This window comes from Rhizobium sp. NLR10b (assembly GCF_019685435.1).
Taxonomy (GTDB): Bacteria; Pseudomonadota; Alphaproteobacteria; order Rhizobiales; family Rhizobiaceae; genus Rhizobium.
The window spans coordinates 66,450-91,121 of sequence record NZ_JABDWV010000016.1 but is presented as its reverse complement, the minus strand read 5'-3'; the positions used below and the strand labels follow the sequence as shown (position 1 = coordinate 91,121).

The window sequence follows — 24,672 nt, the reverse complement described above, 5'->3', positions numbered from 1 at the left end:
CACTTTGCTTAGAGTAACCCGCGCGTCGCAAGGTTGCGCATCAGCGCCGATATGCCGAACGTCCAGGGCGGGCATTCGGTGGAGAGGCGCACGGTATTGACGAGCGCGCCGAGCCCGGCCGACGAAATCTCGACGACATCGCCGATCTTGTGCGTGAAGCCTTGCTTCGGCGCGTCACGGTCCTGCGTCGGCGCAAACAACGTGCCGAGGAAGAGCATGAAACCATCGGGGTATTGATGATGAGGGCCAAGCGTCTGTTTGACGAGATCGGTCGGGTCGCGGCTGATCTGCGACATCGAACTCTTGCCATGCAGCACGAAGCCATCCTGCCCGGTTACCTTTAGATCGAGTTCGGCCTTGCGTACCTCGTCGAGCCCGTAACCGGCATCGAACAGCCGGACGAACGGACCGATCGAGCAGGAGGCATTGTTGTCCTTGGCCTTGCCGAGCAAGAGGGCCGAGCGGCCTTCGACATCGCGAAGATTGACGTCATTGCCGAGCGTCGCACCCTTGATCTCGCCGCGGCTGTTGACCGCGAGCACGATTTCCGGCTCCGGATTGTTCCAGGTCGAGATCGGATGCAGGCCGACATCGGCACCCCAACCGACGGAAGAGAGCACCGGTGCCTTGGTGAAGACCTCGGCATCGGGACCGATGCCGACTTCGAGATATTGCGACCACATGCCTTCGTCGATCAGCGCCTGCTTGACCTTGGCGGCCTCGGGCGAACCGGCCTTGAGATTGGTGAGACTGCCGCCGATCAGCGCGCTGACGCGCTCGCGGATCGAAGCGGCGCGATCGGGATTGCCGGCCGCCTTCTCCTCAATGACGCGCTCGATCATCGACTGGGCAAAGGTGACGCCGCAGGCCTTGACCGCCTGCAGGTCGGCGGGCGCAAGCAGGCAGGGCCGTCCAGCATCCGGTTTTCCGGTGCTGTTGGCGGCAATCTCCTCCAGCGAACCGATCGCCTTGCCATTTGCGGCTCGGACGAAGCCCGCAGCATCCTGCGTCTCGAAGAGGGCGCTCAGTGTCGGCGCCTCGTGCGAGGTGATGTCGACGAGCATCCCGTCGCGAAGGGTCACGATGCTCGGGCCGGCAACTTCGGGATTCCAGACGCGGCCAACAAAAATTCCGCCGGAAACGGCAGCATCGAGAAGGGGATGAGTCATGGTGATCCTCCGTCACAGGCAAGCGGCGAGCGCTCTTGAAAGAATTCCGAGATCATTGCCGCCCTCCATCCCGGCGGCGGCCGAAATCGATCACATTCGGCCGAATGGAGCAAGATAGGCGGGGGAAAAAGACTTTTGCCGGATTGGATCGAAAAGAGGAACTGCCTGCATCCATTCGAACGAAGGCCACAAATAACTATTTAGATACATAATAGTCGTTATTTTACAAACATTTAGATATGAGCACCAACGATTTCATCCCGCAACTCGCCTTGACAGCAGCCCGCTTTCGTTATCTGTTTTGGCCGAGATGGAGGACGCCGGCATCAGCCGGCCGCACGAAAATCCCGGGAGGATATTGCAGCGATGTTGAGATTTGCCGTCGTCGGAATCGACCATGGGCATACGTTCGATCACGTGAAGGGACTGCTCGCCGCAGGCGGCGAGTTCGTCGGCTATTGCCCGCAGACCTCCGTGCCGGCGTTGCGGGAAGCCTTTGAGAAGACCTATCCCGATGCACCGCAGATCGACCGAGAGAAACTGTTCGACGATCCGTCGATCGACGTCATCTGCATTTCCGCCATTCCGCGCGACCGGGCCGGGCTTGCCATCCGCGCGATGAAAGCGGGCAAGGATCTGATGACCGACAAGCCTGGTGTGACGACCTTTGCCCAGCTCGAAGAGGTCAAGCGCACCGTTGCCGAGACCGGCAAAATCTTCTCCATCTGCTTTTCCGAGCGCCATTGCGTGCGCTCCGCCGTCAAGGCCGGCAAGCTGGTAAAGGAAGGCGCGATCGGCAAGGTCATTCAGACGCTTGGCGTCGGTCCGCACCGGCTGCAGCTGCCGACACGTCCCGACTGGTTCTTCGAGCCCGAAGCCTTCGGTGGCATTATCGTCGACATCGCCTCGCACCAAGTCGATCAATTCCTGTTCTATACCGGCTCGACCTCGGGCGAAGTCATCGCCAGCTCGATCGGCAACTTCGGCATGCCCGATAAACCCGCCTTCCAGGATTTCGGCGAGGTGCTGCTGCGCTCCGACAGGGCGGCGGGCTACGTTCGCGTCGATTGGTTCACGCCGGAGGCGCTGCCGACCTGGGGCGACGGCCGTCTTACCATCCTGGGCACAGAGGGTTATATCGAGCTTCGCAAATATATCGATATTGCCGGCCGGCCGGGCAAGGATCACCTCTTCCTCGTCAATGGCAAGGAAATGACCCATATCGATTGCAGCGGTGAGAAGCTCGACTATTTCGACGCGTTCACTGCCGATGTCGCGAACCGCACGCAGACGGCGATGACGCAGGATCACGTTTTCGAAGTCTGCCGCCTTTCGCTCGAAGCCCAGACGAAGGCCGCGCGCATCGGCGCCCGCTGAGGAGGATATCATGGCCAGAAAATTACGCGTCGGCGTCATCGGCGCAGGCATCGCCGCGCGGCACCTGACCGGCTTCGGCTGGAACAAGGATCTCTTCGAGGTTCCCGTCCTTTGCTCGCTGGACGAGGATCGCGGCCGGGCGCTGTGCGACGAATTCGGCATTCGGGAATATACGCAGGATGCGGATTCGCTGTTTGCCCGGGACGATCTCGACATCATCGACATTTCGACGCCGCCGAGTTCGCATTTCGAGCTCTGCCGCAAAGGCATTGTGTCAGGCAAGCATGTGATCTGCGAAAAGCCGCTCTTCGGCTCGATTGCCGAGGTCGACGAGATGGGCCGCATCCTCACCAGCTTCCCCGGCCGGAAGCTGATGCCGATCTTTCAGTATCGCTACGGCTCCGGCCTGCAGAAGTTGAAACTGTTGATCGAGAAGGGCCTCGCCGGCAAGCCGTTCCTGACGACGATCGAGACCCATTGGTGGCGCGGTCCGGATTATTATGCCGTGCCGTGGCGCGGCAAATGGGCGAGTGAACTCGGCGGCGGCCTTCTCGGCCACGCGATCCACGCCCACGACATGCTGAACTACGTGCACGGCCCTTGCGCCGAGGTGTTTTCCTATGGCGCGACGCTGGTCAATCCGATCGAGGTCGAGGATACGGCCGCTCTTTCGGTGAAGATGCAGAACGGTTCGCTGGCGACGCTGTCGATGACGCTCGGCTCACGCAAGGAAATCTCGCGGCTGCGTTTCTGCTTCAGCGATCTCGTCGCCGAAAGCATCCTCGAACCCTATACGATGGGCCGCGATCCCTGGGTCTTTACCGCCGGAACCGAAGAACACCAGGCGCGGGTCGATGCGGCGCTCGCCGCCTATGTGCCGGGCGAAGATGGTTATACCCGCCAGTTCGAGCTCTTCCACAAGGCGATCGTCGAGGACACGGAACCGCCGGTGACGTTGCAGGATGCCCGCAATTCGCTGGAGCTGGTGACGGCTGCCTATTTCTCCCAGCGCACCGGCCAGCCGACGCCGATGCCGATCGCCGCCGATCATCCGCTCTATCGCTCCTGGCTTCCGGAAGAACAGCGCGCGGCTGGCAGCCGCTGAATGATCAAGCGGAGGATGCCGGGCGGCGCTTGGCATCCTCCCTGACGGGCGATGAGGCGGAGCGTGCGTTAATTGCGGAAGGCGCCGGCGGGCATCGTCGTCACCAGCCGGATGTCGCGGCGGAAATCGGACGGCGACATGCCGGCGATGTGGCGGAAGGATTTGTTGAAGGCGCTGATCGAGCCGAAGCCGCTGTCCATCGCCACCTGCAGAACGTTGGCACCTTCGCTCATCAGCATCGCCTGGGCGCGCGACAGCCTGAGCAGCGTCACATATTTGCTGAGCGTCATGCCGGTCGATCGCTTGAAAAGGTTCATCGCATATTTCGGATGCAGATCGGCGGCGCGGGCGATATCGACCGAATCGATGTCCTGCAGAAAATTGGCGGCGATGAAATCACACATGCGCGCGACGCTGCGCGAGGAGTTGGGTTGCGGCTGATCGCCTTCCAGGCTGACGGCCGTTTTCGATGTCGTCATCGAATAGGGTTCGAGCGCGATGCGCTCGATGCGCAGCAGCAGTTCGTCGACTGCGTGCTGGGCCTTGGCGGAATCGCCAGACTTGGAATAGCGAGACCAGCGGGCGAAGTTCTCGTTGTCGGCGGCATCGGTTGCCGAAGTCAACAGCGTCTCGCCCTTCATTAGCCGGCTGGAAATGCTGATCGGCAGACGCAGCCGGAAGAAATAGATGAGCGGCAGATGGGCGCCGGCATAGAGCGAATCATCCGAGGATTCGTCCATCTGATGCGGCTGCCCGCCCCAGAACAGGCACATTTGACCGGCGCTCAGCCGGAATTCGTGGTCGCTCATCCGATAATGAACAGTGCCGCGCATGACGTAATTGACCTCGACCTGCGCATGCCAGTGCGGCATGGCCATGACGAGCGGATGGGCATGAAACATCTGCAGCGCCGTCGGCGAACCCTCGATGCTGCTTGCGCCGGGCTGATAGATTGCAGCCGTGCCGACCTTACTTTCCGCCAAATCCATATTCCCTTTTTAGGAGACAGCCGCTCCCTTGCGGATAGTCTAACCGCGTTCGTGAAAGATCGGCAATTGAAAAGGGAGGATTTTCAATGCGCTTCAAACTTCTCGCTGCGACCGCAGCTGTCGCACTGCTTGCTTCCGGCTCCGCCTTCGCTGAGTCGGCCAATCTCACAATCTGGAGCTGGAATGTCGCCGCATCGGCGTTGAAATCCACGCTGCCCGGTTTCAACAAACAATTCCCCGATATCAAGGTCACCGTCGAAGACCTTGGCAACAGCCAGGTTTTCGACAAGACGCTCGCGGCCTGCGCTGCCGGCGGCGACGGCTTGCCCGACATTGTCAGCATCGAGAATTTCGAGGCTGAAATCTTCTGGAGCCGTTTCCCCGATTGCTTCGCCAATCTGAAGGAGCTCGGCTACACGGCCGATATCCAGGCGAAGTTCCCCGACTTCAAGCGCACCGAACTTGAGGTCGGCGATGTCGCCTATGCCATGCCGTGGGATTCCGGCCCCGTCGCCGTTTTCTACCGCCGCGACATGTATGAAAAGGCCGGCGTCGATCCGAGCACGATCAGCACCTGGGACGATTTCATCGCGGCCGGCAAGAAGATTTCCGCCGCCAATCCCGGCGTCGTCATGGCGCAGGCGGATTTCAACGGCGACAGCGAATGGTTCCGCATGATCGCCAACGAACAGGGCTGCGGCTATTTCTCGACCGACGGCCAGAACATCACCATCAATCAGCCGGCCTGCGTCGCCGCGCTGCAAAAGGTGAAAGAGATGAAGGATGCGGGCACGCTGACGGCGGCCAACTGGGACGAGAAGATCCAGGCTAATACCGCCGGCAAGGCCGCAAGCCAGCTCTATGGCGGCTGGTATGAAGGCACCGTGCGCTCGACCTCGCCTGACCTCAAGGGCAAGTGGGGCGTTTACAGAATGCCGAGCCTGACGGCCGATGGTCCGCATGCCGCCAACCTCGGCGGTTCCTCGCTCGCCATTTCGGCGACTTCCGCAAACAAGGATGCCGCCTGGAAATTCGTCAATTACGCCCTCGGCACGAATGAAGGTCAGGTCACCATGCTGAAGGAATTCGGTCTGGTGCCGTCGCTGCTTTCTGCCGAAAAGGATTCTTTCGTCAACGAGGCGCAGCCCTATTGGGGCGGCCAGAAAGTCTGGGCCGACATCCTCGCGACACTGCCGAAGATCGTGCCGAGCCGCGGCACCGCCTTCCAGAGCGATGCCGAAGGCATCTTCAAGGCAACGCAGGCGAAATTCTTCGCGGGCGGCTACCCCGACGCGAAAGCGGCTCTCGACGATGCCGCCAAGCAGATCGCTTCCGCAACCGGACTTCCGATCGCGCAATGAATGACGATGCCGGGCGCTTCCCGCGCCCGGCTTTCTCCCGGCTTGCAACCGCCCGGTCATTCATTCGTTCGTGAGGAGGAGGCTCGATGCCGTTCAGAACCCGGAGCGCCTATGCGTTCCTCGCCCCCTATCTGCTTGTTTTCGCCACCTTCTGGGTCTGGCCGATCATCGACTCGTTCCTGATTTCCTTTCAGAACACGCGCATCAATCCGTGGAAATACAGTTTCCAGGCCAACTGGGGCCGGCTCTTCTACGACCCTGCCTTCTATAATGCTCTGTACAACACGCTGATCATCCTGGTGATCCAGGTGCCTGTAATGATCGCGCTGGCCACCGTCATGGCCGTACTGCTCAATTCGCCGCTCCTGAAAGCGCGCCCGCTTTTCCGTTTCGCCTTCTTTGCCCCCGTCGTCGTCGGTGAGGTTGCCTACGCGGCCGTGTTCCGGCTGATGTTCAGCCTCGATTTCGGCATCGTCAACAAGATGATCTCAGCGGTCGGCTTCAGCCCGATCTCCTGGTTCGACAACGCCAATGCCGCAATGGGCGTAATCATCCTCGCCGTCACATGGCGCTGGGCCGGCTATAACGCCATCATCATCCTGGCCGGCCTGCAGGCCATCCCCGACGATGTCTACGAGGCCGCGACGCTCGACCGGGTGAACAAGGCACAACAATTCTTCCACATCACCCTGCCGCTCTTAAAGCCGATCATCCTCTTCTGTGTGGTGCTCTCGGTGATCGGCACCATGCAGCTCTTTACCGAACCCTTCCTCATCACCAATCGCGGTGGTCCGGGCGGCGGCACGGAGACACTCGGCCTCTTCCTCTACCGCCAGGGTTTCACCTCGCTGAACTTCGGCTATGCCTCGGCGATCGCCTATACGATGGCCGCTCTCGCCGTGGTGATCTCCTTTTTCAATCTCTGGATCGGGAGGGACCCGAAATGAGATCCAAGTCGCAATCCCTTCTCATCCGTCAGATCGCGCTGCACGCCGCGCTGGCGCCGCTGGCGCTGATCTGGCTGTTTCCGCTGTGGATGATGTTCGTTTTCTCGACAATGCCCGACAACGGCATCTTCAATCCCGAGATCGTGCTGTGGCCATCGACCAACTTCGTCGAGAATTTCAAAAATCTGCAGGCCGATACCGATTTCGTTGGCGCAATGGTGATCTCCATCGGCGTGGCGCTTATCTATACCGTGCTCTCGGTGATGCTGACGTCGATGGCCGGCTGGGCACTGGCACGTTACCGTTTTGTCGGCCGCTCCGTCGTCATCGCCATCATCCTCGGTACGATCACACTGCCGTTCTCCGTGGTCGTCATCCCGCAATTCATCATGGTGGCGCGCGAGTTCAAGCTGGCAAACACCTGGGTGGCACTGATCGTGCCGCCGCTCTTCAATTCCCTCGGCGTCTTATTCATGCGGCAGTCTTTCTCGATGATGCCGGGCGAGCTCTTCGACGCGGCCCGCGTCGAGGGGGTCAAGGAATGGCAGATCTTCCTGCGCATCGCCCTGCCGCTGGCGCGTCCGACCATGGCGGCATTGGCGATCATTCTCTTCCTGCATTCGTGGAACAATTACCTCTGGCCGCTGCTCATCAATTCCAGACCGGGGATGATGACGGCGCCGGTGGCATTGGGAACGCTGATCGGCCTCACCAAGGTGTCCTGGGGCGGCATCATGGCCGGCGCGGTGCTGCTGACGGCGCCGATCCTCGTCGTCTTCGTGGCGCTCCAGCGCCATTTCATCGCCGGCATCGCGGCCGGCGCAATCAAGTAATCGGGGAAGCCGAATGGCAGAGCTTTCATTGACCAACATCGTCAAACGCTTCGGCGGCTTCGAGATCATCCATGGCGCCAATCTGGAGGTGAAGGACGGCGAATTCGTCGTCTTCGTCGGCCCTTCCGGCTGTGGCAAGTCCACGCTGCTGAGGATGATCGCCGGTCTCGAGGATATTACATCGGGCGAGCTTCGGATCGGAGGCAAGGTCGTCAACGACGTCGAGCCGGCCGATCGCGGCATCGCCATGGTCTTCCAATCCTATGCGCTCTATCCGCATCTGACGGTCGAGGAGAATTTGAGCTTCGGCTTGCGCATGAACGGCAACCCGAAGTCCGATACCGAGCGGCGCGTGAGCCATGTCGCCGATATCCTGCAGATCACCGAACTGATGAAACGGCGGCCGAAACAGCTTTCCGGCGGTCAACGGCAGCGCGTCGCCATCGGGCGCGCCATCGTGCGCGAACCTGAGGTCTTCCTGTTCGACGAACCCCTATCGAACCTCGACGCAGAGCTGCGCGTGCAGATGCGTGTGGAAATATCAAGGCTGCACAAACAGCTCGGCACGACGATGATATACGTGACCCACGATCAGACGGAAGCGATGACGCTCGCCGACCGCATCGTCGTGCTGCGCGCCGGCAACATCGAGCAGATCGGCGCGCCGCTCGACCTCTATGACGATCCGGCCAACCAGTTCGTCGCCGGTTTCGTCGGCTCGCCGAAGATGAATTTCTTGAAAGCCGCGGTCGTCGAGGCGCAGCCGGGCAGGGCGGTGATCGCGCTGGAGAGCAATCCGGCGACGCGCCTGCCGCTGTCCGTCGCCGATCGCATCGAAACCGGTGCGAAAGTGACCCTCGGCATCCGGCCCGAACATTTCGTCGATGCAGGTGCCGGCGATACCGATCTTACCGTTGCCATAGATGTCGCCGAACACCTCGGCAATACCAGCTACATCTATGCCGCCGTCGGCGACGAACAGCTGATCATCGAGCGGCCGGAATCGCGCACATCAGGCAATCGCGAGACGCTGACCGTCGGCCTTCCCGCCAGCCGCACATTCCTTTTCGACGGCGCTGGCAAACGGCTCCGCTAAACCGCAATCCCAAGGCAGAAAGACGAAAGAGGTTTCCATGACTTCAGATCAACCGATCCGCTGGGGCATCATCGGCCCCGGCACCATCGCTCGCACCTTTGCCGATGGCGTTGCCCACTCGCGCACCGGCAAACTGGTCGCGATCGCCACCCGCAACCCTTCCAAGCTGGGACTTGCCGAAAACTTCCCGGGCGCCCGCATCGTCGATGGTTACGAGGCGCTGCTTTCCGACCCCGAAGTCGATGCGGTCTATATTTCCGTGCCCCATACCGGCCATGCCGAATGGGCGATCAAGGCGGCGCGCGCCGGCAAGCACATCCTGGTGGAAAAGCCGATCGCGCTTTCGGCCTATGATGCCGAAGCCGTTTATTACGAAGCCAAGAAAGCCGGCGTCTTTGCTGGCGAAGCTTTCATGTACCGGGTGCATCCGCAGACGGAAAAGCTGGTTCAGCTCATCAAGAGCGGCGTCATCGGCACGATCCGCATCATCCGTTCGAGCTTCGGCTTCAACATGGGCAGCTATAAGCCGGAGCATCGGCTTTTCGCCAATGATACCGCCGGCGGCGGCATTCTCGATGTCGGCGGCTATCCTGTTTCCATGGCGCGGTTGATCTCTGGCGCCGCGGAAGGCAAAGCCTTCCTCGAGCCGGAGAAGGTGTCGGGCGTCGCCCATCTCGGAGAGAGCGGCGTCGACGAATGGGCGTCGGCCGTGCTCAAGTTCCCGAACGAGATCATCGCCGAAGTCTCCTGCTCGATCATGGCTCAGCAGGACAATGTGCTGCGCATCATCGGCTCCGAAGGCCGGATCGAGGTCGCGGATTTCTGGTTCGCCTCCGGCCACAAGGGCGGCGTCGGCAAGATCGAGATCTTCAAGGGCGGCAAACAGGAGACGGTAGAGGTCAAGGAAGAGCGCTGGCTCTATTCCTTCGAAGCGGACGCGGCGGGCGATGCGATCCGGGCCGGCAGAACCGAGTTCAGTTCTCCAGGCATGAGCTGGGCCGATTCGATCGGAAACCTGCGCGTGCTCGACCAGTGGCGCGCCTCGGTCGGGCTCGAATATGGCGTCGAAAAAGCCGCCAAACGCACGGCCAATATATCAGGCGGCGCGGTCACGCGCGGCAACAGCATTCCGCAGCGACAGATTCCGGGCATCTCCAAGCCGGCTTCGGTCGTGACCCTCGGCTTCGAGTTCTTCCCGAACTTTGCCGCCGCCTCCCTGACGCTCGACGCCTTCTACGAAGCCGGCGGCAACGCCTTCGATACGGCTTTTGTCTATGGCGCCGGCAAGACGGAGGCGATCTTCGGGGACTGGCACACCAGCCGCAAGGTGCCGCGCGAGGAGATCGTGCTGATCGGCAAGGGCGCGCATTCGCCGCTCTGCTATCCCGACATGATTGCAAAGCAGCTCGACCAGTCGCTCGCCCGGCTGAAGACCGACTATGTCGACATCTATTTCATGCATCGCGACAATACCGACGTGCCTGTCGGCGAATTCGTCGATGCCATGGATGCCGAGGTCAAACGCGGCCGCATCCGCGGCATCTTCGGCGGCTCGAACTGGACGCGCGCACGTTTCGACGAGGCGATCGCCTATGCCGAAAAGACCGGCAAGAGGGCACCGGCAGCGCTCTCCAACAACTTCTCGCTTGCTGAGATGCTCGATCCGATCTGGGCCGGCTGCGTCGCCGCCTCCGACGACGACTGGAAGACGTGGCTTAACGACAAGCAGATCCCGAACTTCGCTTGGTCGAGCCAGGGCCGCGGCTTCTTCACCGACCGCGCTGGCCGCGACAAGCGGGACGATGAGGAGATCGTGCGGGTCTGGTATTCCGAGCGCAATTTCGGGCGCCGCGACCGCGCCATCGAGCTTGCCAACAAGCTCGGCCGCAACCCGATCCACATCGCGCTCGCCTATGTGATCGCCCAGCCTTTCCCGGTCATTCCATTGATCGGGCCGCGCACCATCGCCGAGCTGGAGGACAGCCTCTCGGCGCTCGACATCAAGCTGACACCCGATCAGGTGAAGTGGCTGGAAGGCTGATAAAACAGGGAAAGGGCGCGGTTCGAAGCCGCGCCCTTCGCATATTTATTTGCGCGTTTCGGACGCCTTTCTTCCGGCTGCGTCGTCCATCAGCTCGTACCACATGGCGTTGAGGACAGCGAAGGCGGCTGCCAGCGGCAGGCCGAGAATCCATGCGAAATACCACATCGTTTCGTCTCCCTCAGTAAGCGTGACTGTTCTTGTCTGTGATCGATTTCTCGTCGACCTTGCCCCACAAAACCCTATAGACCCAGGCGGTGTAGGCAAAGATGATCGGCAGGAATATCGCCGATACCACGAGCATGATGAACAGCGTCATGTGGCTGGAGGATGCATCCCAAACCGTCAGGCTCGAGCGCGGATCGAGGGAGGAGGGCAGGATGAACGGGAACATCGACAGGCCGACCGTTGAGATGATCCCCAGTATCGCGATCTTACTGAAAAGCAGTGTCATCACCTCGCGCCTTGCCCGCATGGCGATGAAGGCCAATGCCGCACCGGCAAAGCCGAGGACGGGCGCGACGATCATCCATGAATGGGCGGTGTAGTTGGCAAGCCATGCGCCGTTCTCAGGCACCACCGTCTTCAGCAACGGATTGGAAGGCCCGATCGGGCTGATATCGCTGCTGATGCGATAGCCACTGACGCCGACCCATAGGAAGAGCCCGCCGAGGGCAAATAGCACGATGGCCGCCAGGGCGGCGATGCTGCCATAACTCCTGGCGCGTTCCGCAACCGGCCCGCTCGCCTTCAACACCAGCCAGGCCGCGCCGTGCATCGTCAGCATGGCGACGGAGAGCAGGCCGCAGAGCAAAGCATAGGGGTTGAGCAGGGCAAAGAACGAGCCTTCGTAGAAGATCCGCATATCGTCGGCAAAGCGGAAGGGCACGCCCTGCAGCACATTGCCGACGGCAACGCCGAAGATCAGCGCCGGCACGAAGCCGCCGATGAAGAGCGCCCAGTCCCAGCCGTAGCGCCAGCGGACACTTTCCCGCTTCGACCGGTATTTGAAACCGACCGGACGCAGGATGAGTGCGAAGAGGATCGCAAACATTGCGAGATAAAAGCCCGAAAAGGAGACTGCATAAAGCGGCGGCCAGGCGGCGAAGATGGCGCCGCCGCCGAGAATCAACCAGACTTGGTTGCCTTCCCAGGTTGCGCCGATGGTGTTGATTGCCAGGCGCCGTTCCGTATCGGTCCTGGCGACGAAGGGCAGGAGCGTGCCGACGCCGAGGTCGAAGCCGCCGGTCGTCGCAAAGGCGATCAGCAAGACGCCGAGCAGCAGCCACCAGATGACGCGCAGGGTTTCATAATCGAGGAGTTCGTGAAGGATCATGACAGGTCACTCCGCGGCCGGGACGAGGGTTTCGGAAATCAGCACGGCTTGCGGCGCGTCGTCCGGTTCCGGTCCCTGGCGGATCGCCTTGATCATCAGACTCATCTCGATGACGATCAGAACCGTGTAGAGCGCGGCAAAACCGATGATCGTCAGAAGCACGGTGCCGGCGCCGAGGCTGGAGACGGCTGCCGCCGTCGGCAGCACGCCTTCGATCACCCAGGGCTGGCGGCCGAATTCGGCGACGACCCAGCCGAGCTCGATGGCGACCCAGGGAAGCGGGATCGCCAGCACGGCAATCCGCAGCAGCAGCGGATATTTGTCGAGATGGCGCCGCGCCGATAGCCAGAAGAAGGTTGATGTCAGCAGGATGAAGAAGATGCCGAGCCCAACCATGATGCGGAAGGACCAGAAGAGGGTCGGCACATGCGGGATCGTATCACGCGCCGCCTGAACGATCTGCGCGTCGGTCGCCTGGCGGGGATCGTCGACATAACGCTTCAGCAGAAGGGCATAACCGAGATCATGGCCGAGATCCTCGAAGGAGGTGCGCACTTCCTGCGCAACCTGATCCTGCGTCGGCGCTGCGCGGATCTGCATAAGCGCATCGTAAGCTCTGATGCCGCCGCGGATGCGGGCTTCGGCTTGCTGTTCGAGCTTATCGATTCCGGGTATTTCCGTCGTCAGCGATCGTGTGCCGATCAAGCCCATGACCCAGGGGATATGCACGGCGAAATGTGTTTCGCGCGCTTCCTGATCCGGAAAGCCGAAGGCGGTGAAGGCGGCCGGAGCCGGCTCCGTCTTCCACATGCCTTCGATCGCGGCGAGCTTCATCTTCTGGTTTTCGGTTGCCAGATAACCGCTCTCGTCACCCAGCACGACGACGGACAGCGCCGAGGCAAGACCGAAGGAGGCGGCGACCGTCATCGAACGCTTGGCAAGCTCGATATGCCGGCCCTTCAGCACATACCAGGCCGAGACGCCGAGCACGAAGATCGAAGCGCAGACGTAGCCTGCCGACACGGTATGAACGAATTTCGCCTGGGCGACCGGGTTGAAGACGACGTCGAAGAAGCTTGTGATCTCCATGCGCATCGTCTGCGGATTGAGTGCCGATCCCACCGGGTTCTGCATCCAGCCATTGGCTATGAGAATCCAAAGGGCGGAAAAATTCGAGCCGAGCGCCACAGCCCAGGTGGCGACGAGATGGCCGACCTTCGACAGCTTGTCCCAGCCGAAGAAGAACAGCCCGACGAAGGTGGCCTCCAGGAAGAAGGCCATCAAGCCTTCGATCGCCAGCGGCGCGCCGAAGATGTCGCCGACATAATAGCTGTAATAGCTCCAGTTCATGCCGAACTGGAATTCCATGACGATGCCGGTGGCGACGCCGAGCACGAAATTGATGCCGAACAGCGTGCCCCAGAATTTTGTCATCTGCCGCCAGATCTGGCGGCCGGTCATCACATAGACGGTTTCCATGATCGCCAGGAGCACGGACAGGCCGAGCGTCAGCGGCACGAACAGGAAGTGGTAAAGCGCCGTCAGCGCAAATTGGAAGCGCGAAAGTGCTACGATATCTAGTTCCATTGTCTTTCTCCCACGGTCCCACGGGGTACGGAGCGTTCCTCAGCGCCGGCCGGCGGGTGAGGGCATGCGGGTCTTGCTCAGTCCGATCGAAGCCGGTCGAGCGCCTTTTCGAACGCCGCCTCCCCACGGCGCGAAACTTCCGAAATACGGCCGCCCTCGATGACGGCGATGCGGTCGGCAACCGCAGCCTCGCGGCGGATATGCGTGGCGATCACCAGCGAGCGGCCTGCCGCCATTAACGACAGCTGTGAGAGCACATCGCGAGCGGTGGCGCCGTCGAGGCCTTCGGTCGGCTCGTCGAGCAGCCAGAGCGGCGTGTCGCGCAGGAACAGCCGGGCAAGCGCCAGCCGGCGCGACTGGCCGCCCGAAAGTCCGAGCCCACACTCGCCGAGCCTTGTGTCGATCCCCTTTGGCATGGCCTCGATATCGGCAAGCAGGCCGGCGGCGGCGAGCGCTTCGCGAAGGCGGTCCTCGCTCGCATCCGGGTTCGCAAGAAGAAGGTTGCCGCGCAGGCTATCCTCGAAGAGTTCCGTCCGTTGCGTCAGCAAGGTCGCCCTCATCGCGGCGACGCTTCCTGCGCTTGCCGGCAACTCGCGGGAAAGCAGAGCGAGCACGCTCGACTTGCCGGCGCCGCTGCTGCCGATGACGGCAAGGCGTTCGCCCTGCTTGAGCACCAGGTCGATGTCCTCCAGCGCCGGCACGGCGGAATTCTCATGGAAGGCGGACACGCCAGCCAGAGAAAAGGCGTGTCCCGGCAGCGGCGTCGCTGGCGGTTGGGTCTCATCAGCGACGGCAAGCCGCGGTGCGATCCGCTTTGCGGCCAGCAGCGTTCGGCCGAGTTCCAGAGCCCCGCGGCGGAGCGCCGCGAAGGGTTCGACCGCCGCGAAGGCGACGAGCAGGCCGAGGGCTGCGACCGGCGCGCTAATCGCTTTCGTTTCCGCAAGCGCGGCCACCGTGAGCAGCGATGCCGTCAGCAGGAGCGTGGAGACGAGGCCGAAACCGAATGTCAGACCGGTTTCGACACGGTTCAACCGATCATCGGCTTGAGCCGCGTAACTGTCGGCATCCGCGATGGCGCTCCTCTGCGCCTTGAGCCGGCCGGCCATCAGCAGGTCGGTCTGGCCGGCGACGAGATCGATCGTCCGTGACCGCAGCGCCTCGATGCCATGGGCACGCCTGCGGGCGGGTTTGCGCGCAACGCGGCCCGCGATCAATGGCAGGCCAAGGCCGGCTCCGGCGAGAAAGAGGCCGAAACACAGGCCGAACGGGGGATGCATCAGGCCCAGCACCACGCTCGCAGTCAGTGTTGCGCCGATCGCGACAGCAGCCGGCACGAGAATTCGGAGATAGAGGGAATCAAGCGCATCGATATCGCCCGTCAGCCGGAACAGCAGTCTCGCCGGACGGTGCGCCAGAGCACGGGCAGCACCTGGTTCGGCAAAGCCGCGAAACAGTCTTTCGCGCAGCGCGGCAAGCACGCCGAGTGTTGCATCATGGGTCGCAAGCCTCTCGCCGTAGCGTGCCGCCGTCCTGACGACGGCGAGCAGGCGGATGCCCGCGGCCGGTGCGAAAACGTCGAAGGTCATGGCGGCCGCGGCCGATAGCCCGGCAAGGGCAGTGGCGGTGATGAACCAGCCGGAGAGTCCGAGCAGCGCGACCCCTGCCGTCACCGTTGCCGCCGAAAGCACGGCGCCGACAAACAACGCGCGTCGACGTTCGGCCAAGAACAGACGAAGGATCGGCTTGATGTCTGCAACAAAGAAGCTCATTCAGCCGCCTCCCTCATGGCGAAATCCGCATCGATGCGGATGGCGCGGTGCATGCGGGCGGCGAGCAGCGGATCATGTGTCGCGACGATGAGGGTACGACCCCGCGCCAGCGCGAGCAAGGTCTCGGTCACATCAGCCGCCGTGTCCGCGTCGAGATGCGCGGTCGGCTCGTCGGCCAGAATGATCTTCAGATCAGGATTGCAAGCAGCGCGTGCGATCGCAAGCCGCAGCGCCTCGCCGCCGGAAAGACCGATCCCGCCTTCGCCGAGCGGCTGGCCCCCATAAGCGTCGGCAACCTTTCCGAGGCTGGCGGCGGCAAGCGCGTCCGCCACGTCGCCGCGCGAGATACCAGGCCTGCCGAGTGCGATATTGCCTGCGATGGTACCGGCAAAGATATGCGGCTTTTGGCCGATCCAAGCCATCGCGCCCCGCAGCGTGGCGACGGTGTCATCCCCAAGCTCGATGCCACCGATGACGATGCGGCCACCGACGCAGGGCGCCAGTCCCGCTATCAGCGAAAGAAGCGTTGACTTGCCGGAGCCGCTGGCACCAAGCAGCGCCAGATGTTCGCCGGCGGCGATATCGAGGTTGAAGCGGTCGAGGATCAGCGGCTCGTCGGCGCCGTAACCAAAGGCGAGATTTTCAAGTCGGATGCCGGGCGCCTCGGTGCTGGCGAGAGCCGCCGGTTCGGCCAATCCTCGAATGGACAGACCTTCGGCGGCAAGCGCGTCCAGGCCTTTCAGCGCCGCTTCCCCCGCCCCCCGGTCGTGCCAGACGGCCGAGAGTTCGCGCAGCGGCTCGAAGAAGGCCGGCGCCAGCAGCAGCATGAACAGTCCCTCTGTCAGGTCAAGCCGTCCTGTCCAAGTGCCGAAACGGATTTCGCCGAGCAGGCTGAAGCCGACATAGACGGCAACCATAGCCACGCCGAGCGCTGCCAAAAGCTCGAGCACGGCCGAGGACAGAAAGGCGATCTTCAGCACGGACATAGTGCGCGCACGCAGCGATTCCGCCTCGCGACGCAGCCGCAGGGCCGTTGTATCGACCGCATCCAGAGCACGGATCGTCGTCAGTCCGCGCAGGCGGTCGAGTAGGAAGCCGTTGAGATCGCCGGTCGCCACAAGCTGCTTTTCGCTGGCCGCCTGGGCGCGCCAACCGATCAGCGCCATGAAGATCGGAATCAGCGGCGCGGCAAACAGCAGGACCAGCGCGGCGATCCAGGAGACGGCGAGGATAAAGACAAGGATGACGAGCGGCACAAGGCTCGCTTTCACCCGCGCCGGCTGGAAACGGGCGAGATAGGGCACGATGAGCTCAGCCTGTTCGCCGATGACACTCGCGGCTTTGCCGGATGCCGGCCGGCCGCGGTCGACCGGCGACGCCAAGGAGAGGGAAGCGGCCGCCGCCTGCCGCTTTCGGCTGAGTTCGCTCCGCGCGGCGCGGAAGGCCAGGCGCCCCCCAGCCGCGTCGAGACAGCTTCTTACCAATCCGAGAACGAGAATGCCAAAGGCCGGCCAGAGAACGTCATGCTGCCCGCCGCCGCCGGCGAGACGGCCAACCGAGACGGCCAGCAGCGCAGCCTGCGGGATCCAGATGACGGCGGCCAGCGCCTGCAGCATCGCCGCATTGCGCAGCCGGCCTTTGCCCGCATCGGCGCGTGGTGTCGCGACCTTTCCAGCCCGCGGCCGTCCATCCGCTTCGTTTGTCGCGTCGAAGAAAGCAGTGCCCATGCCGCTAACTCTTGTTCGCAGGATTCGGCCGGCGGCTGCGGCCGAGCGAGATGACTCGGTCCTTGGCCTCCAGAAGCTTTGTCACTTTCGCGCCCAGCGAGAGTAGCGTCGCGAGCCTTTCCGTTTCAAGTTGTTTTACGTCTTCATACCAATGCGTCAGCTGTTCGATCAGCGTATGCATTTCGCCCATGCGTTCCTGCGCATAGCGCTCGGTTTCGCTTGCCGGGCGCTGCATCAGGATTTCGCGCAAAACCGACAGCGTCGGGTCGACCTCCCGTTTCTTCCGCTCCTCGGCAAGCGTCCTCAATATCTGCCAGACATCATCGGGTGTGGTGAAGAAATCGCGGCGATCATCCGGCTTGTGTTTGAGAAGGACGAGATTCCAGGCCTGCAGCTCGCGCAGGCTCATCGACACATTGGAGCGCGAGATGCTGAGGGAATCGGCGATCTCCTCGGCGCAGAGCGAGGCGGGGGAGACGAATAGCAGGGCGTAGATCTGACCGACTGTGCGATTGATCCCCCAGCGCGATCCCATTTCCCCGAAATGGAGAACAAAGGACTGAACGAGAGGCGGAAGGTTCATGTCAATTTCCGTTGAGTCTGTGATTTCAGAAATTTCTGAAATCACTATACAGAGCTTTACCTCCCGCCGACAATCAGCAAGAGGTGCCTGCGTCAATTTGGATATTGTCAATTCACGCGTGGGATTGGCCGCAGCGGATTACGCGGCGCAACTCCGCGGTTCGTCAGCGCAATAATGCGAAAACTATGTCCGGCATTGCATCGCGCATGCCGAGCGTAATTGTCCGAGCGAGGTGCGTCAGCTGCGTATCGGCTTCTTGCCGAAATGCGGACAGATCAGATCAGACCGGCCAGGATGCCCAGTCCCGAGATGGCGGCAAGGCCGCCGGCCGCCCGCGTGACGAAAACGCCCTGGCGTTCGCCGGCGCGGCCGATCACGCAGCCAAGCGCGAGGCCGGCGCCATGCAGCAGTCCGGTTGCCATCATGAAGCCGGCAGCATAGGCGGCGCCGGCAGCGTCGTCCGGCATTTCGGCGCCGTGCGCATGGCCATGAAAGATGGCGAAGAGACCCGCCATGCCGAGCGCCGTAGCCAGCGGCGCCCTGACATTGATTGCAATCATGCCCCCCAGAACGACGACGGAAAGCGCAATGCCTGTCTCAACGAAGGGAAGATCAACGCCGGCAACGCCGAGAGCACCGCCAAATGCCATCATCAGGACGAAGGTCAACGGCAAGAGCCAGATGGCGCGACCGCCGAGCTGGAAAGCAACCACACCGACCATCACCATGGCAAGGACATGATCGAGGCCGGAGATCGGATGAGCAAAGCCGTGGCTGAAGCCGGCAGCGTCGCCGACGGCAGGATGGGCGGAAGCGACAGCCGGTAGCGCTGCGGCAGCCAAGGCAAGCAGGCCGCTCTTAAGTACTGACTTCATGGTTCGTTTCCTTTGCAATTCTTCGACTTCCTGCCGGGATGCCTCAAGCTAATTCAGGCAGTTCGGACCGTCAACAAAAAAGCCACGAATAGCCAGAGAATTCAATTGCTTATCTGATAGGCAAATGCCGCTTTCCATTGCTTCGGCCACTCATGATCAGCACCGGTGCGCGGTTCGCTCTGCAATTTCTCGTCAGCCAACTGGAAACGACCGCAGTCGGAGGTTATCAATTCTCCAGCCGGCAACGCAAGCCGCCGCGACGGAGGAGATGCCGATGACAAATGCCGAACGACCGCTGGCGATCAGCGCGCCCGAGCCGCGCACGCTCGATCTGATCTTCAGCGATAAGGCACGCGCCGAACTGCAGGCGAAATACGAAGTTGTCGAAGCCGATCCGAAGAACATCGCCGGGCTTGGCGACGAAATTCTCGGCAGAGCGCGCTATGTGATCGGTCAGCCGCCGCTCTCGGCGGAAACGCTCGCCAGAATGCCGGCTCTACGCTCGATCCTCAACGTCGAGAGCAATCTTCTCAACAACATGCCCTATGACGTGCTGTTCGAGCGCGGCATCCATGTCGTGACGACGGGCCAGGTTTTCGCCGAGCCGGTGGCCGAAATCGGTCTCGGCTTTGCGCTGGCCCTGGCGCGCGGCATCGTCGATGCCGACGTGGCCTTTCGCCAGGGCAGCGAGCTCTGGGGCGGGGAGGGCAATGCGAGCGCGCGGCTGATCGCCGGTTCCGAGATCGGCATTGTCGGCTTCGGCGATCTCGGCAGAGCGCTGCGCCGCTTGCTGTCCGGTTTCAGGGCGCGCATCCGGGTCTTCGATCCCTGGCTGCCCCGCTCGATCCTCGAAGAAAACGGCGTCGAGCCCGCAAGCCTGGAGGATGTCCTGACGAAGAGCGATTTCGTCTTTGTCGTCGCAGCCGTCACCAGCGAAAACAGGGGATTTCTCGGTACCGAGGCCTTTTCCAGCATGCGCAGGGGAGCGGCCTTCATCCTGCTCAGCCGCGCCGACGTTGTCGATTTCGACGCATTGATGGCGGCTGTTTCGTCAGGCCATATCGTCGCGGCAAGCGACGTCTACCCTGAAGAGCCGCTGCCGCCTGATCATCCGGTACGCAGCCTGAAGGGCTTCATCCGCTCGGCGCACCGGGCCGGAGCGCTCGACAGCGCCTTCAAGAAGATGGGCGACATGGTGCTCGAGGACATGGACCTGATGGATCGCGGCCTGCCGCCGATGCGCTGCAAACGGGCGGAGCGCGAGACGGTCTCCCGCATGCGCTCCAAGCCGGTCGCGGTGAATTGAAGATGCCGCCCAAGCTGATTGACAGCCTGGGCGGCGTGAATAAGAGCCTTCTTTAAGCGGCGCGCTGCCCGGTGCCCTGGATCGCGGCGAGTTTCCAGTCCGCGCCCGGCCTGCGCACGAAGGTCCAGATCTCGGTGCTTTCGCTCGGACGGCGGTCGTCGCCGGAAACGACGCGACCGCTGTCGCGTTCGACCATCGCATCGATCGAGGAATAACGCATAGCGAGCGTCGCATATTCCTGGCCGTTCTCGCGCCAGGCCTCGGCAATATCGCCCTGCAGCAGCTTGACGTCGGAGACACGGTTGCGCACGCCGTTGGTGGCGTTTTCTCCCAGTTCCTCGGCAAGGTAGGACATGGCCTCGGGCGTCGTCAGCCGGCGCAACGCGCCGTAATCTTCGGCGCCGTAAGCGGTCTGCACGCTCGTCAGCAACTCCTCGAACTGGTCGAGATCAGCCTGGACCAGCCCGATCTCGTCGCTTAGGCGATTGCCGCGCGGCAGTCCGCCGTAACCGGCGCCCGAGCCGATCGCCGGGATCTGGAACGACAAAGAGTTCGTGGGCGACATTTTAACGGACTGGCCGTAGGACCGGCTCTGACCGCTGGCGCCGTAAGAAGGCTGGCGGCGGTTGGCGAAATAACGCATGGCAAGCATGACGGCGCCGCCGATCAAAGCGATCAGCAGCAGCATGCCGAGGAAGCCGAAGCCGCCGCCGAAACCCTGGCCGAGCAGCATGCCGAGGAGACCGCCGGCGATCAGCCCGCCGATCATCGAACGGCCGAAGCCGTTGAAGAAACCCGGGCGCTGCTGGGCGTAGCCGGGCTGCTGCGTGCTATAGGGTGCCGTCGTTTGCGGGCGCGGCGTCATCGATCGTTCGATGGGGGCAGCCGGGGCAGGCGCCGTACGGGTAACCGGAGGCGCGCTGAAAGTGCGGGTGCCACGGCTTCCGAACCCGCCGAAGCCGCCGGCGCGTCGCGCATCGGCATCGCTGATCGTGGCAAAAACGGTAGCGCTCGTCAGTACGGCAATGGCCGCCATCTTGGCAAAACGCGAAACGGCACTCGGCATTCCTGGTCTCCTGTCATGCACAATCACGGCATGTCGGGATAGAATATAGGTCGTCTTTCTTCTGTTTGAAGTTTTGCGAGTGTTTTACTGACAAACATCGACCCAACTGGCGCCGGTGAGCTCGGCCAGCCGTCCCGTAGCGATGCGCACGGCCGAATTGGTCGAGCCGGCCGCCGGTACCACTTCATCGAAACGTTTCAGCGAAATATCGCAATAGATCGGCAGCGGCGCGGGCAGGCCGAACGGGCAGACACCACCGACCGGGTGGCTGGTGACCGCCACCACCTCTTCGGCATCGAGCATGCGCCCCTTGGCCCCGAAAGTGTCCTTGAACTTGCGATTGTCGAGCCGCGCCGTACCGCCGGCGACCACCAGCATCATCTGTTCGCCGACGCGCAGACAGATCGTTTTGGCGATCTGGGCGGGCTCGACGCCATGGGCTTCGGCGGCAAGGGCAACCGTCGAGGAACTCTCGGCGGTTTCGATGATGTCGATATCGGGTGCGTGAGCACGGAGGAAGGCGCGGACGGATTCAAGGCTCATGAGGCGATGCTAGACCAGGAAAGCCGCAATTTGAAGCATAAAAGATGCCCGTCGAACACTGCCGCTTGCAAGTCCCGCGCACATCGTCATAATAATTTTTGCACACGTGCTCAATTTTGTCATTCGACCGTTACATCAAGCCCATAGAGCGGGACTTGTCACGTTTCGCGGGCTCTCGAAGCGGTCGTCAACACCAGTGATGACCCGTCAAGAGGCTTCACACTGCTCTTCTGGGGAGATGAAGAAGATGACCATTTTGCCGACGTTGAAATCCCTTACGATCGCGGCTGCCATCCTGGCCTCGACCTCCGTATTTGCATTCGCCAAGGATGTTACCATCAGCGTCTGGGCCGGCGGCACCGGCCCGAACGACGTCTATCGTCTCGATGCCATCGAGATCGCGGCGCAGCAGCTGCAGCGCGAAGCCGCCCTCAAGGGCGAAGACCTGAAAATCACCGTCGAGAAGAAGCCCTATAGCGCCTGGGAAGACTTCAAACAGGCGCTCACCCTTGCCGCAGAAGCCAAGACCGCCCCGAACATCGTCGTAAGCGGCCATGAGGACATCGCGCCCTGGTCGCAATCCGGCCTGATCGTCCCGATCGAAGATTATGTCGACCTCGACTCCTGGCCGCTGAACGGCATCTACGAAAATCTTCTGAAGATCGCCTCCTACAACGGCACCGTCTACGGCATCCCGCAGGATGCCGAATCCCGGCCGATGTTCTTCTGGAAACCGTATATGAAGGCGATCGGCTACAGTGACGCCGATCTCGACGCCCTGCCGCAGAACGTGCAGGACGGTAAGTATACGATGAAGAACCTGCTCGAAGACGCCAAGAAGATGCAGGACAAGGGCCTCGTCCAGCCCGGCTACGGCTTTTATCCGCGCACCAGCAACGGTCCGGATTACTGGCAGTTCTACACCAGCTTCGGCGGCACGATGGAAGAAGGCGGCAAGCTTGTTTTCGACAAGGCTGCGATGACACGCACTTACCAGTTCTTCGCCGACGCTGTTAAATCAGGCGTCACCAAGAAGAACCACATCGGCATGCCGGGCGACCAGTGGTGGAAGGAAGTCGCCACCGGCAAGGCCGGCATCTGGGACGGCGGCACCTGGCACTATGCCCGACTCGTCAATCAGGAAGGCCTCAAGGATTTCTTCGGCAACGTGATCTTCACGCTGATCCCGGCCGGCGAAGGGGGCAAGGCCAACACGCTGACGCATCCGCTCGTCTACCTCCTGACCGCAGGCCACGACAAGGAGGACACCGATATCGCCGCCAAGCTGATCACGATCGCCTCGGAGCCGCGCATCAATGCGTTGCATGCGGTCAAGTCAGCCCATCTCGGCATTTCTGAGGCGGAGTCTGAAGTGGATTTTTACTCGGCTGACCGCTGGACCCGCGAAGCCACCGAACGCCTGCTGCCGCATGCCAATGCGATGCCGAACAATTCCGATTTCGGCACCTATTGGAACATCATGTGGAAGAACCTCGAAGCTTCCTGGACCGGCGCCAAGACCGTCGACGCCGCCATCGGCGATGCCGAAAGCGAGCTGAAAAGCACGCTCGGTGACAAGATCGTCATCCGCTGAGATCGAAGCATCCCTCCGGACGGCGGCAACCCCGCCGCCCGATCGATCCCTTCGAGGAGGCTTCCATGAAAACGTCCAGAACGCTCGGACTGGTGATGATCGCGCCTGCGGCGGTCATGATCGTGCTGTTTTTCCTGATGCCGGTCGTTCTGACGGCAGTCTTCTCCATGACCAACATGACCACGGCGACTGGCATTTCAGGGGGCGTCTATCAGATCGCACCTAATTCGCTGATCACGCTGAAATCGGCGATGCCGGAGATCGCGGCCGAGATGGCCGAGCCGCGCTACACGATCGACGAAGCCGGCCTCAAGGCCGTGGAGGGCCTCGGCCTTGCGCCTGCGATCGCGGCGGAGTTGCGCGCCAAACACGCCGGCGAGATCTTTGCGACGCGGCGCGAGGTCGAACGCATGATCAAGGATCTTGCAGAACGCCCTTCGACGCGTGAGGTCAAACAGATCTCCGAACAGTTCAACCGCTCCGTCCTCAACACGCGCTTCGACAGCAAGGAACAGCTGTTTTCGTCGCTGGACGGTCTGGGTTTCAAGCTGACGCCGGAGCAGAAGGAAACCGTCGCCAAGACCACCTATACCGGCTGGACCTGGACGACCGACAATTTCTCACGCATGGCCAGCTCGCCCGACATGGCGCGTGTGCTTTTCAATACCGTTCTCTATGTCGCGCTAGTATTGATGCTCTTCAACGTCGGTTATGCGCTGCTGCTTGCCATCTGGACGCATTACATGCCTCCGACGCCGGCCTCGATCTTTCGCGGCATCTGGCTCCTGCCGCGCATCACGCCCGTCGTCATCTACGTCATGCTGTGGAAGTGGCTCGCCTGGGACAGCGGCTTCATCTCCATCCTGATGGGCAAGTTCGGCTACCCCCCGAAGAACTATCTGCTCGATACCGCCTATAATGCCTGGTTCTTCGTCGTGCTGATCAACGGCTTCATCGGCGCCTCGATGGGCATGCTGGTGTTCTCGTCGGCGATGAAGGCCATCCCGAAGAGCCAGTTCTATGCGAGCGAGGTCGACGGCGCCTCACGCTGGCAGCAGATCCGCTACATCATCCTGCCCCAGATGCGCTGGCCGATCCTCTTCGTCACCTGCTATCAGACGCTGTCGCTGCTCGCCTCCTTCAATGAAATCCTGCTCGCCACCAATGGCGGGCCGGGCAACGCGACCGAGGTCTGGGCGCTCTCCGCCTATCACACCGCACTCAGAAACTATGCCGGCAATCTCGAATACGGACTGGGTGCCGCCATGGCGCTGGTGCTCGTCGTCATCGGCGTGGTGCTGTCGCTGCTTTATCTGCGCGTCTTCAACTATGGCACGCTTGTCGCCAAGCCGTTGATCGAGGATTGAC

21 protein-coding genes are annotated in these 24,672 nt (G+C 62.0%); 10 read left to right on the top strand and 11 right to left on the bottom strand.

Annotated features, from left to right (window positions below; all coding sequences use genetic code 11):
- Positions 1 to 8 precede the first annotated feature (8 nt).
- The gene (locus HJB91_RS24310) at positions 9 to 1,169 is read right to left on the bottom strand and encodes a fumarylacetoacetate hydrolase family protein (protein ID WP_210633647.1); all 1,161 of its coding nucleotides are present in this window, start codon (positions 1,167 to 1,169) and stop codon (positions 9 to 11) included.
- A 366-nt stretch (positions 1,170 to 1,535) separates the two neighbouring features.
- Here HJB91_RS24310 and HJB91_RS24305 point away from each other — a divergent pair, with 366 nt between their 5' ends.
- Both HJB91_RS24305 and HJB91_RS24300 read left to right on the top strand, forming a co-directional pair.
- Entirely contained in the window at positions 1,536 to 2,546 is a 1,011-nt protein-coding gene (locus HJB91_RS24305; protein ID WP_221156012.1) for a Gfo/Idh/MocA family protein, read from the top strand.
- Positions 2,547 to 2,556: 10 nt separating this feature from the next.
- A complete protein-coding gene (locus tag HJB91_RS24300) occupies positions 2,557 to 3,651 on the top strand; it encodes a Gfo/Idh/MocA family protein (protein ID WP_210633644.1) in 1,095 nt (364 codons plus the stop codon).
- 68 nt (positions 3,652 to 3,719) lie between these two features.
- Here HJB91_RS24300 and HJB91_RS24295 read toward each other — a convergent pair whose 3' ends face one another.
- Positions 3,720 to 4,640 (bottom strand): helix-turn-helix domain-containing protein, encoded by a 921-nt coding sequence (locus HJB91_RS24295; RefSeq protein WP_210633642.1) that lies wholly within the window; start codon positions 4,638 to 4,640, stop codon positions 3,720 to 3,722.
- 86 nt (positions 4,641 to 4,726) lie between these two features.
- Here HJB91_RS24295 and HJB91_RS24290 point away from each other — a divergent pair, with 86 nt between their 5' ends.
- The 5 genes from HJB91_RS24290 (at position 4,727) to HJB91_RS24270 (ending at position 10,918) form a co-directional block, all read left to right on the top strand.
- Positions 4,727 to 6,001 (top strand): extracellular solute-binding protein, encoded by a 1,275-nt coding sequence (locus tag HJB91_RS24290; RefSeq protein ID WP_221156011.1) that lies wholly within the window; start codon positions 4,727 to 4,729, stop codon positions 5,999 to 6,001.
- 86 nt (positions 6,002 to 6,087) lie between these two features.
- Complete coding sequence (locus HJB91_RS24285) at positions 6,088 to 6,948, top strand: carbohydrate ABC transporter permease (protein ID WP_221147532.1); 861 nt, start codon at positions 6,088 to 6,090, stop codon at positions 6,946 to 6,948.
- Complete coding sequence (locus tag HJB91_RS24280; protein ID WP_064806618.1) at positions 6,945 to 7,781, top strand: carbohydrate ABC transporter permease; 837 nt, start codon at positions 6,945 to 6,947, stop codon at positions 7,779 to 7,781. Before HJB91_RS24285 ends, HJB91_RS24280 begins: the two co-directional genes overlap by 4 nt.
- Before the next feature lie 13 nt (positions 7,782 to 7,794).
- Entirely contained in the window at positions 7,795 to 8,877 is a 1,083-nt protein-coding gene (locus tag HJB91_RS24275; protein ID WP_210633636.1) for an ABC transporter ATP-binding protein, read from the top strand.
- Between the two features lie 37 nt (positions 8,878 to 8,914).
- Positions 8,915 to 10,918, top strand: a complete 2,004-nt coding sequence (locus HJB91_RS24270; RefSeq protein ID WP_221147531.1) for an aldo/keto reductase — start codon at positions 8,915 to 8,917, stop codon at positions 10,916 to 10,918.
- A gap of 45 nt (positions 10,919 to 10,963) precedes the next feature.
- On the opposite strand, the gene cydX is transcribed toward HJB91_RS24270, so the two are convergent.
- The 7 genes from cydX to HJB91_RS24235 all read right to left on the bottom strand — a co-directional run bounded on the left by cydX (position 10,964) and on the right by HJB91_RS24235 (position 18,795).
- Positions 10,964 to 11,086, bottom strand: a complete 123-nt coding sequence (cydX, locus tag HJB91_RS24265) for a cytochrome bd-I oxidase subunit CydX (protein WP_210633633.1) — start codon at positions 11,084 to 11,086, stop codon at positions 10,964 to 10,966.
- A gap of 13 nt (positions 11,087 to 11,099) precedes the next feature.
- Complete coding sequence (gene cydB, locus HJB91_RS24260; protein WP_210633631.1) at positions 11,100 to 12,254, bottom strand: cytochrome d ubiquinol oxidase subunit II; 1,155 nt, start codon at positions 12,252 to 12,254, stop codon at positions 11,100 to 11,102.
- Positions 12,255 to 12,260: 6 nt separating this feature from the next.
- Entirely contained in the window at positions 12,261 to 13,841 is a 1,581-nt protein-coding gene (locus tag HJB91_RS24255; protein WP_221156010.1) for a cytochrome ubiquinol oxidase subunit I, read from the bottom strand.
- Positions 13,842 to 13,918: 77 nt separating this feature from the next.
- A complete protein-coding gene (locus tag HJB91_RS24250; RefSeq protein WP_221156009.1) occupies positions 13,919 to 15,610 on the bottom strand; it encodes an amino acid ABC transporter ATP-binding/permease protein in 1,692 nt (563 codons plus the stop codon).
- Positions 15,607 to 17,337 (bottom strand): thiol reductant ABC exporter subunit CydD, encoded by a 1,731-nt coding sequence (gene cydD, locus HJB91_RS24245; RefSeq protein ID WP_221156008.1) that lies wholly within the window; start codon positions 17,335 to 17,337, stop codon positions 15,607 to 15,609. The genes HJB91_RS24250 and cydD overlap by 4 nt, the downstream gene beginning before the upstream one ends.
- A 4-nt stretch (positions 17,338 to 17,341) precedes the next feature.
- The gene (locus HJB91_RS24240) at positions 17,342 to 17,920 is read right to left on the bottom strand and encodes a GbsR/MarR family transcriptional regulator (protein ID WP_210633624.1); all 579 of its coding nucleotides are present in this window, start codon (positions 17,918 to 17,920) and stop codon (positions 17,342 to 17,344) included.
- 275 nt (positions 17,921 to 18,195) lie between these two features.
- On the bottom strand, positions 18,196 to 18,795 hold the full coding sequence (locus HJB91_RS24235; RefSeq protein ID WP_210633622.1) for a HupE/UreJ family protein: 600 nt from the start codon (positions 18,793 to 18,795) through the stop codon (positions 18,196 to 18,198).
- Positions 18,796 to 19,069: 274 nt separating this feature from the next.
- On the opposite strand from HJB91_RS24235, the gene HJB91_RS24230 reads away from it, so the two are divergent.
- Positions 19,070 to 20,101 (top strand): hydroxyacid dehydrogenase, encoded by a 1,032-nt coding sequence (locus HJB91_RS24230; protein ID WP_210633620.1) that lies wholly within the window; start codon positions 19,070 to 19,072, stop codon positions 20,099 to 20,101.
- A 52-nt stretch (positions 20,102 to 20,153) separates the two neighbouring features.
- Here HJB91_RS24230 and HJB91_RS24225 read toward each other — a convergent pair whose 3' ends face one another.
- Both HJB91_RS24225 and HJB91_RS24220 read right to left on the bottom strand, forming a co-directional pair.
- Positions 20,154 to 21,167 carry a Tim44 domain-containing protein gene (locus tag HJB91_RS24225; protein ID WP_221156007.1) on the bottom strand — a complete coding sequence of 338 codons (1,014 nt, stop codon included), beginning with the start codon at positions 21,165 to 21,167 and terminating at the stop codon, positions 20,154 to 20,156.
- 84 nt (positions 21,168 to 21,251) lie between these two features.
- Positions 21,252 to 21,710, bottom strand: a complete 459-nt coding sequence (locus HJB91_RS24220) for a YbaK/EbsC family protein (RefSeq protein ID WP_210633617.1) — start codon at positions 21,708 to 21,710, stop codon at positions 21,252 to 21,254.
- Between the two features lie 247 nt (positions 21,711 to 21,957).
- Between HJB91_RS24220 and HJB91_RS24215 the strand changes: the two genes are divergently transcribed.
- Together HJB91_RS24215 and HJB91_RS24210 are read left to right on the top strand one after the other, a co-directional pair.
- Positions 21,958 to 23,304 carry an extracellular solute-binding protein gene (locus HJB91_RS24215; RefSeq protein WP_221156006.1) on the top strand — a complete coding sequence of 449 codons (1,347 nt, stop codon included), beginning with the start codon at positions 21,958 to 21,960 and terminating at the stop codon, positions 23,302 to 23,304.
- A 65-nt stretch (positions 23,305 to 23,369) separates the two neighbouring features.
- Positions 23,370 to 24,671 carry a carbohydrate ABC transporter permease gene (locus tag HJB91_RS24210; protein ID WP_221156005.1) on the top strand — a complete coding sequence of 434 codons (1,302 nt, stop codon included), beginning with the start codon at positions 23,370 to 23,372 and terminating at the stop codon, positions 24,669 to 24,671.
- Position 24,672 lies beyond the last annotated feature (1 nt).

Excerpts from the sequence above, each read along its gene's own strand:
- HJB91_RS24215 (WP_221156006.1), top strand. The coding sequence starts at position 21,958 with ATGACCATTTTGCCGACGTTGAAATCCCTTACGATCGCGGCTGCCATC.
- cydX (WP_210633633.1), bottom strand. The coding sequence starts at position 11,086 with ATGTGGTATTTCGCATGGATTCTCGGCCTGCCGCTGGCAGCCGCCTTC.
- HJB91_RS24300 (WP_210633644.1), top strand. The coding sequence starts at position 2,557 with ATGGCCAGAAAATTACGCGTCGGCGTCATCGGCGCAGGCATCGCCGCG.
- HJB91_RS24220 (WP_210633617.1), bottom strand. The coding sequence starts at position 21,710 with ATGAGCCTTGAATCCGTCCGCGCCTTCCTCCGTGCTCACGCACCCGAT.
- HJB91_RS24250 (WP_221156009.1), bottom strand. The coding sequence starts at position 15,610 with ATGAGCTTCTTTGTTGCAGACATCAAGCCGATCCTTCGTCTGTTCTTG.
- HJB91_RS24280 (WP_064806618.1), top strand. The coding sequence starts at position 6,945 with ATGAGATCCAAGTCGCAATCCCTTCTCATCCGTCAGATCGCGCTGCAC.
- HJB91_RS24270 (WP_221147531.1), top strand. The coding sequence starts at position 8,915 with ATGACTTCAGATCAACCGATCCGCTGGGGCATCATCGGCCCCGGCACC.
- HJB91_RS24285 (WP_221147532.1), top strand. The coding sequence starts at position 6,088 with ATGCCGTTCAGAACCCGGAGCGCCTATGCGTTCCTCGCCCCCTATCTG.
- HJB91_RS24235 (WP_210633622.1), bottom strand. The coding sequence starts at position 18,795 with ATGAAGTCAGTACTTAAGAGCGGCCTGCTTGCCTTGGCTGCCGCAGCG.
- HJB91_RS24310 (WP_210633647.1), bottom strand. The coding sequence starts at position 1,169 with ATGACTCATCCCCTTCTCGATGCTGCCGTTTCCGGCGGAATTTTTGTT.
- HJB91_RS24225 (WP_221156007.1), bottom strand. The coding sequence starts at position 21,167 with ATGCCGAGTGCCGTTTCGCGTTTTGCCAAGATGGCGGCCATTGCCGTA.
- HJB91_RS24275 (WP_210633636.1), top strand. The coding sequence starts at position 7,795 with ATGGCAGAGCTTTCATTGACCAACATCGTCAAACGCTTCGGCGGCTTC.
- HJB91_RS24230 (WP_210633620.1), top strand. The coding sequence starts at position 19,070 with ATGACAAATGCCGAACGACCGCTGGCGATCAGCGCGCCCGAGCCGCGC.
- HJB91_RS24305 (WP_221156012.1), top strand. The coding sequence starts at position 1,536 with ATGTTGAGATTTGCCGTCGTCGGAATCGACCATGGGCATACGTTCGAT.
- cydD (WP_221156008.1), bottom strand. The coding sequence starts at position 17,337 with ATGGGCACTGCTTTCTTCGACGCGACAAACGAAGCGGATGGACGGCCG.
- HJB91_RS24210 (WP_221156005.1), top strand. The coding sequence starts at position 23,370 with ATGAAAACGTCCAGAACGCTCGGACTGGTGATGATCGCGCCTGCGGCG.
- HJB91_RS24255 (WP_221156010.1), bottom strand. The coding sequence starts at position 13,841 with ATGGAACTAGATATCGTAGCACTTTCGCGCTTCCAATTTGCGCTGACG.
- HJB91_RS24290 (WP_221156011.1), top strand. The coding sequence starts at position 4,727 with ATGCGCTTCAAACTTCTCGCTGCGACCGCAGCTGTCGCACTGCTTGCT.
- HJB91_RS24295 (WP_210633642.1), bottom strand. The coding sequence starts at position 4,640 with ATGGATTTGGCGGAAAGTAAGGTCGGCACGGCTGCAATCTATCAGCCC.
- cydB (WP_210633631.1), bottom strand. The coding sequence starts at position 12,254 with ATGATCCTTCACGAACTCCTCGATTATGAAACCCTGCGCGTCATCTGG.
- HJB91_RS24240 (WP_210633624.1), bottom strand. The coding sequence starts at position 17,920 with ATGAACCTTCCGCCTCTCGTTCAGTCCTTTGTTCTCCATTTCGGGGAA.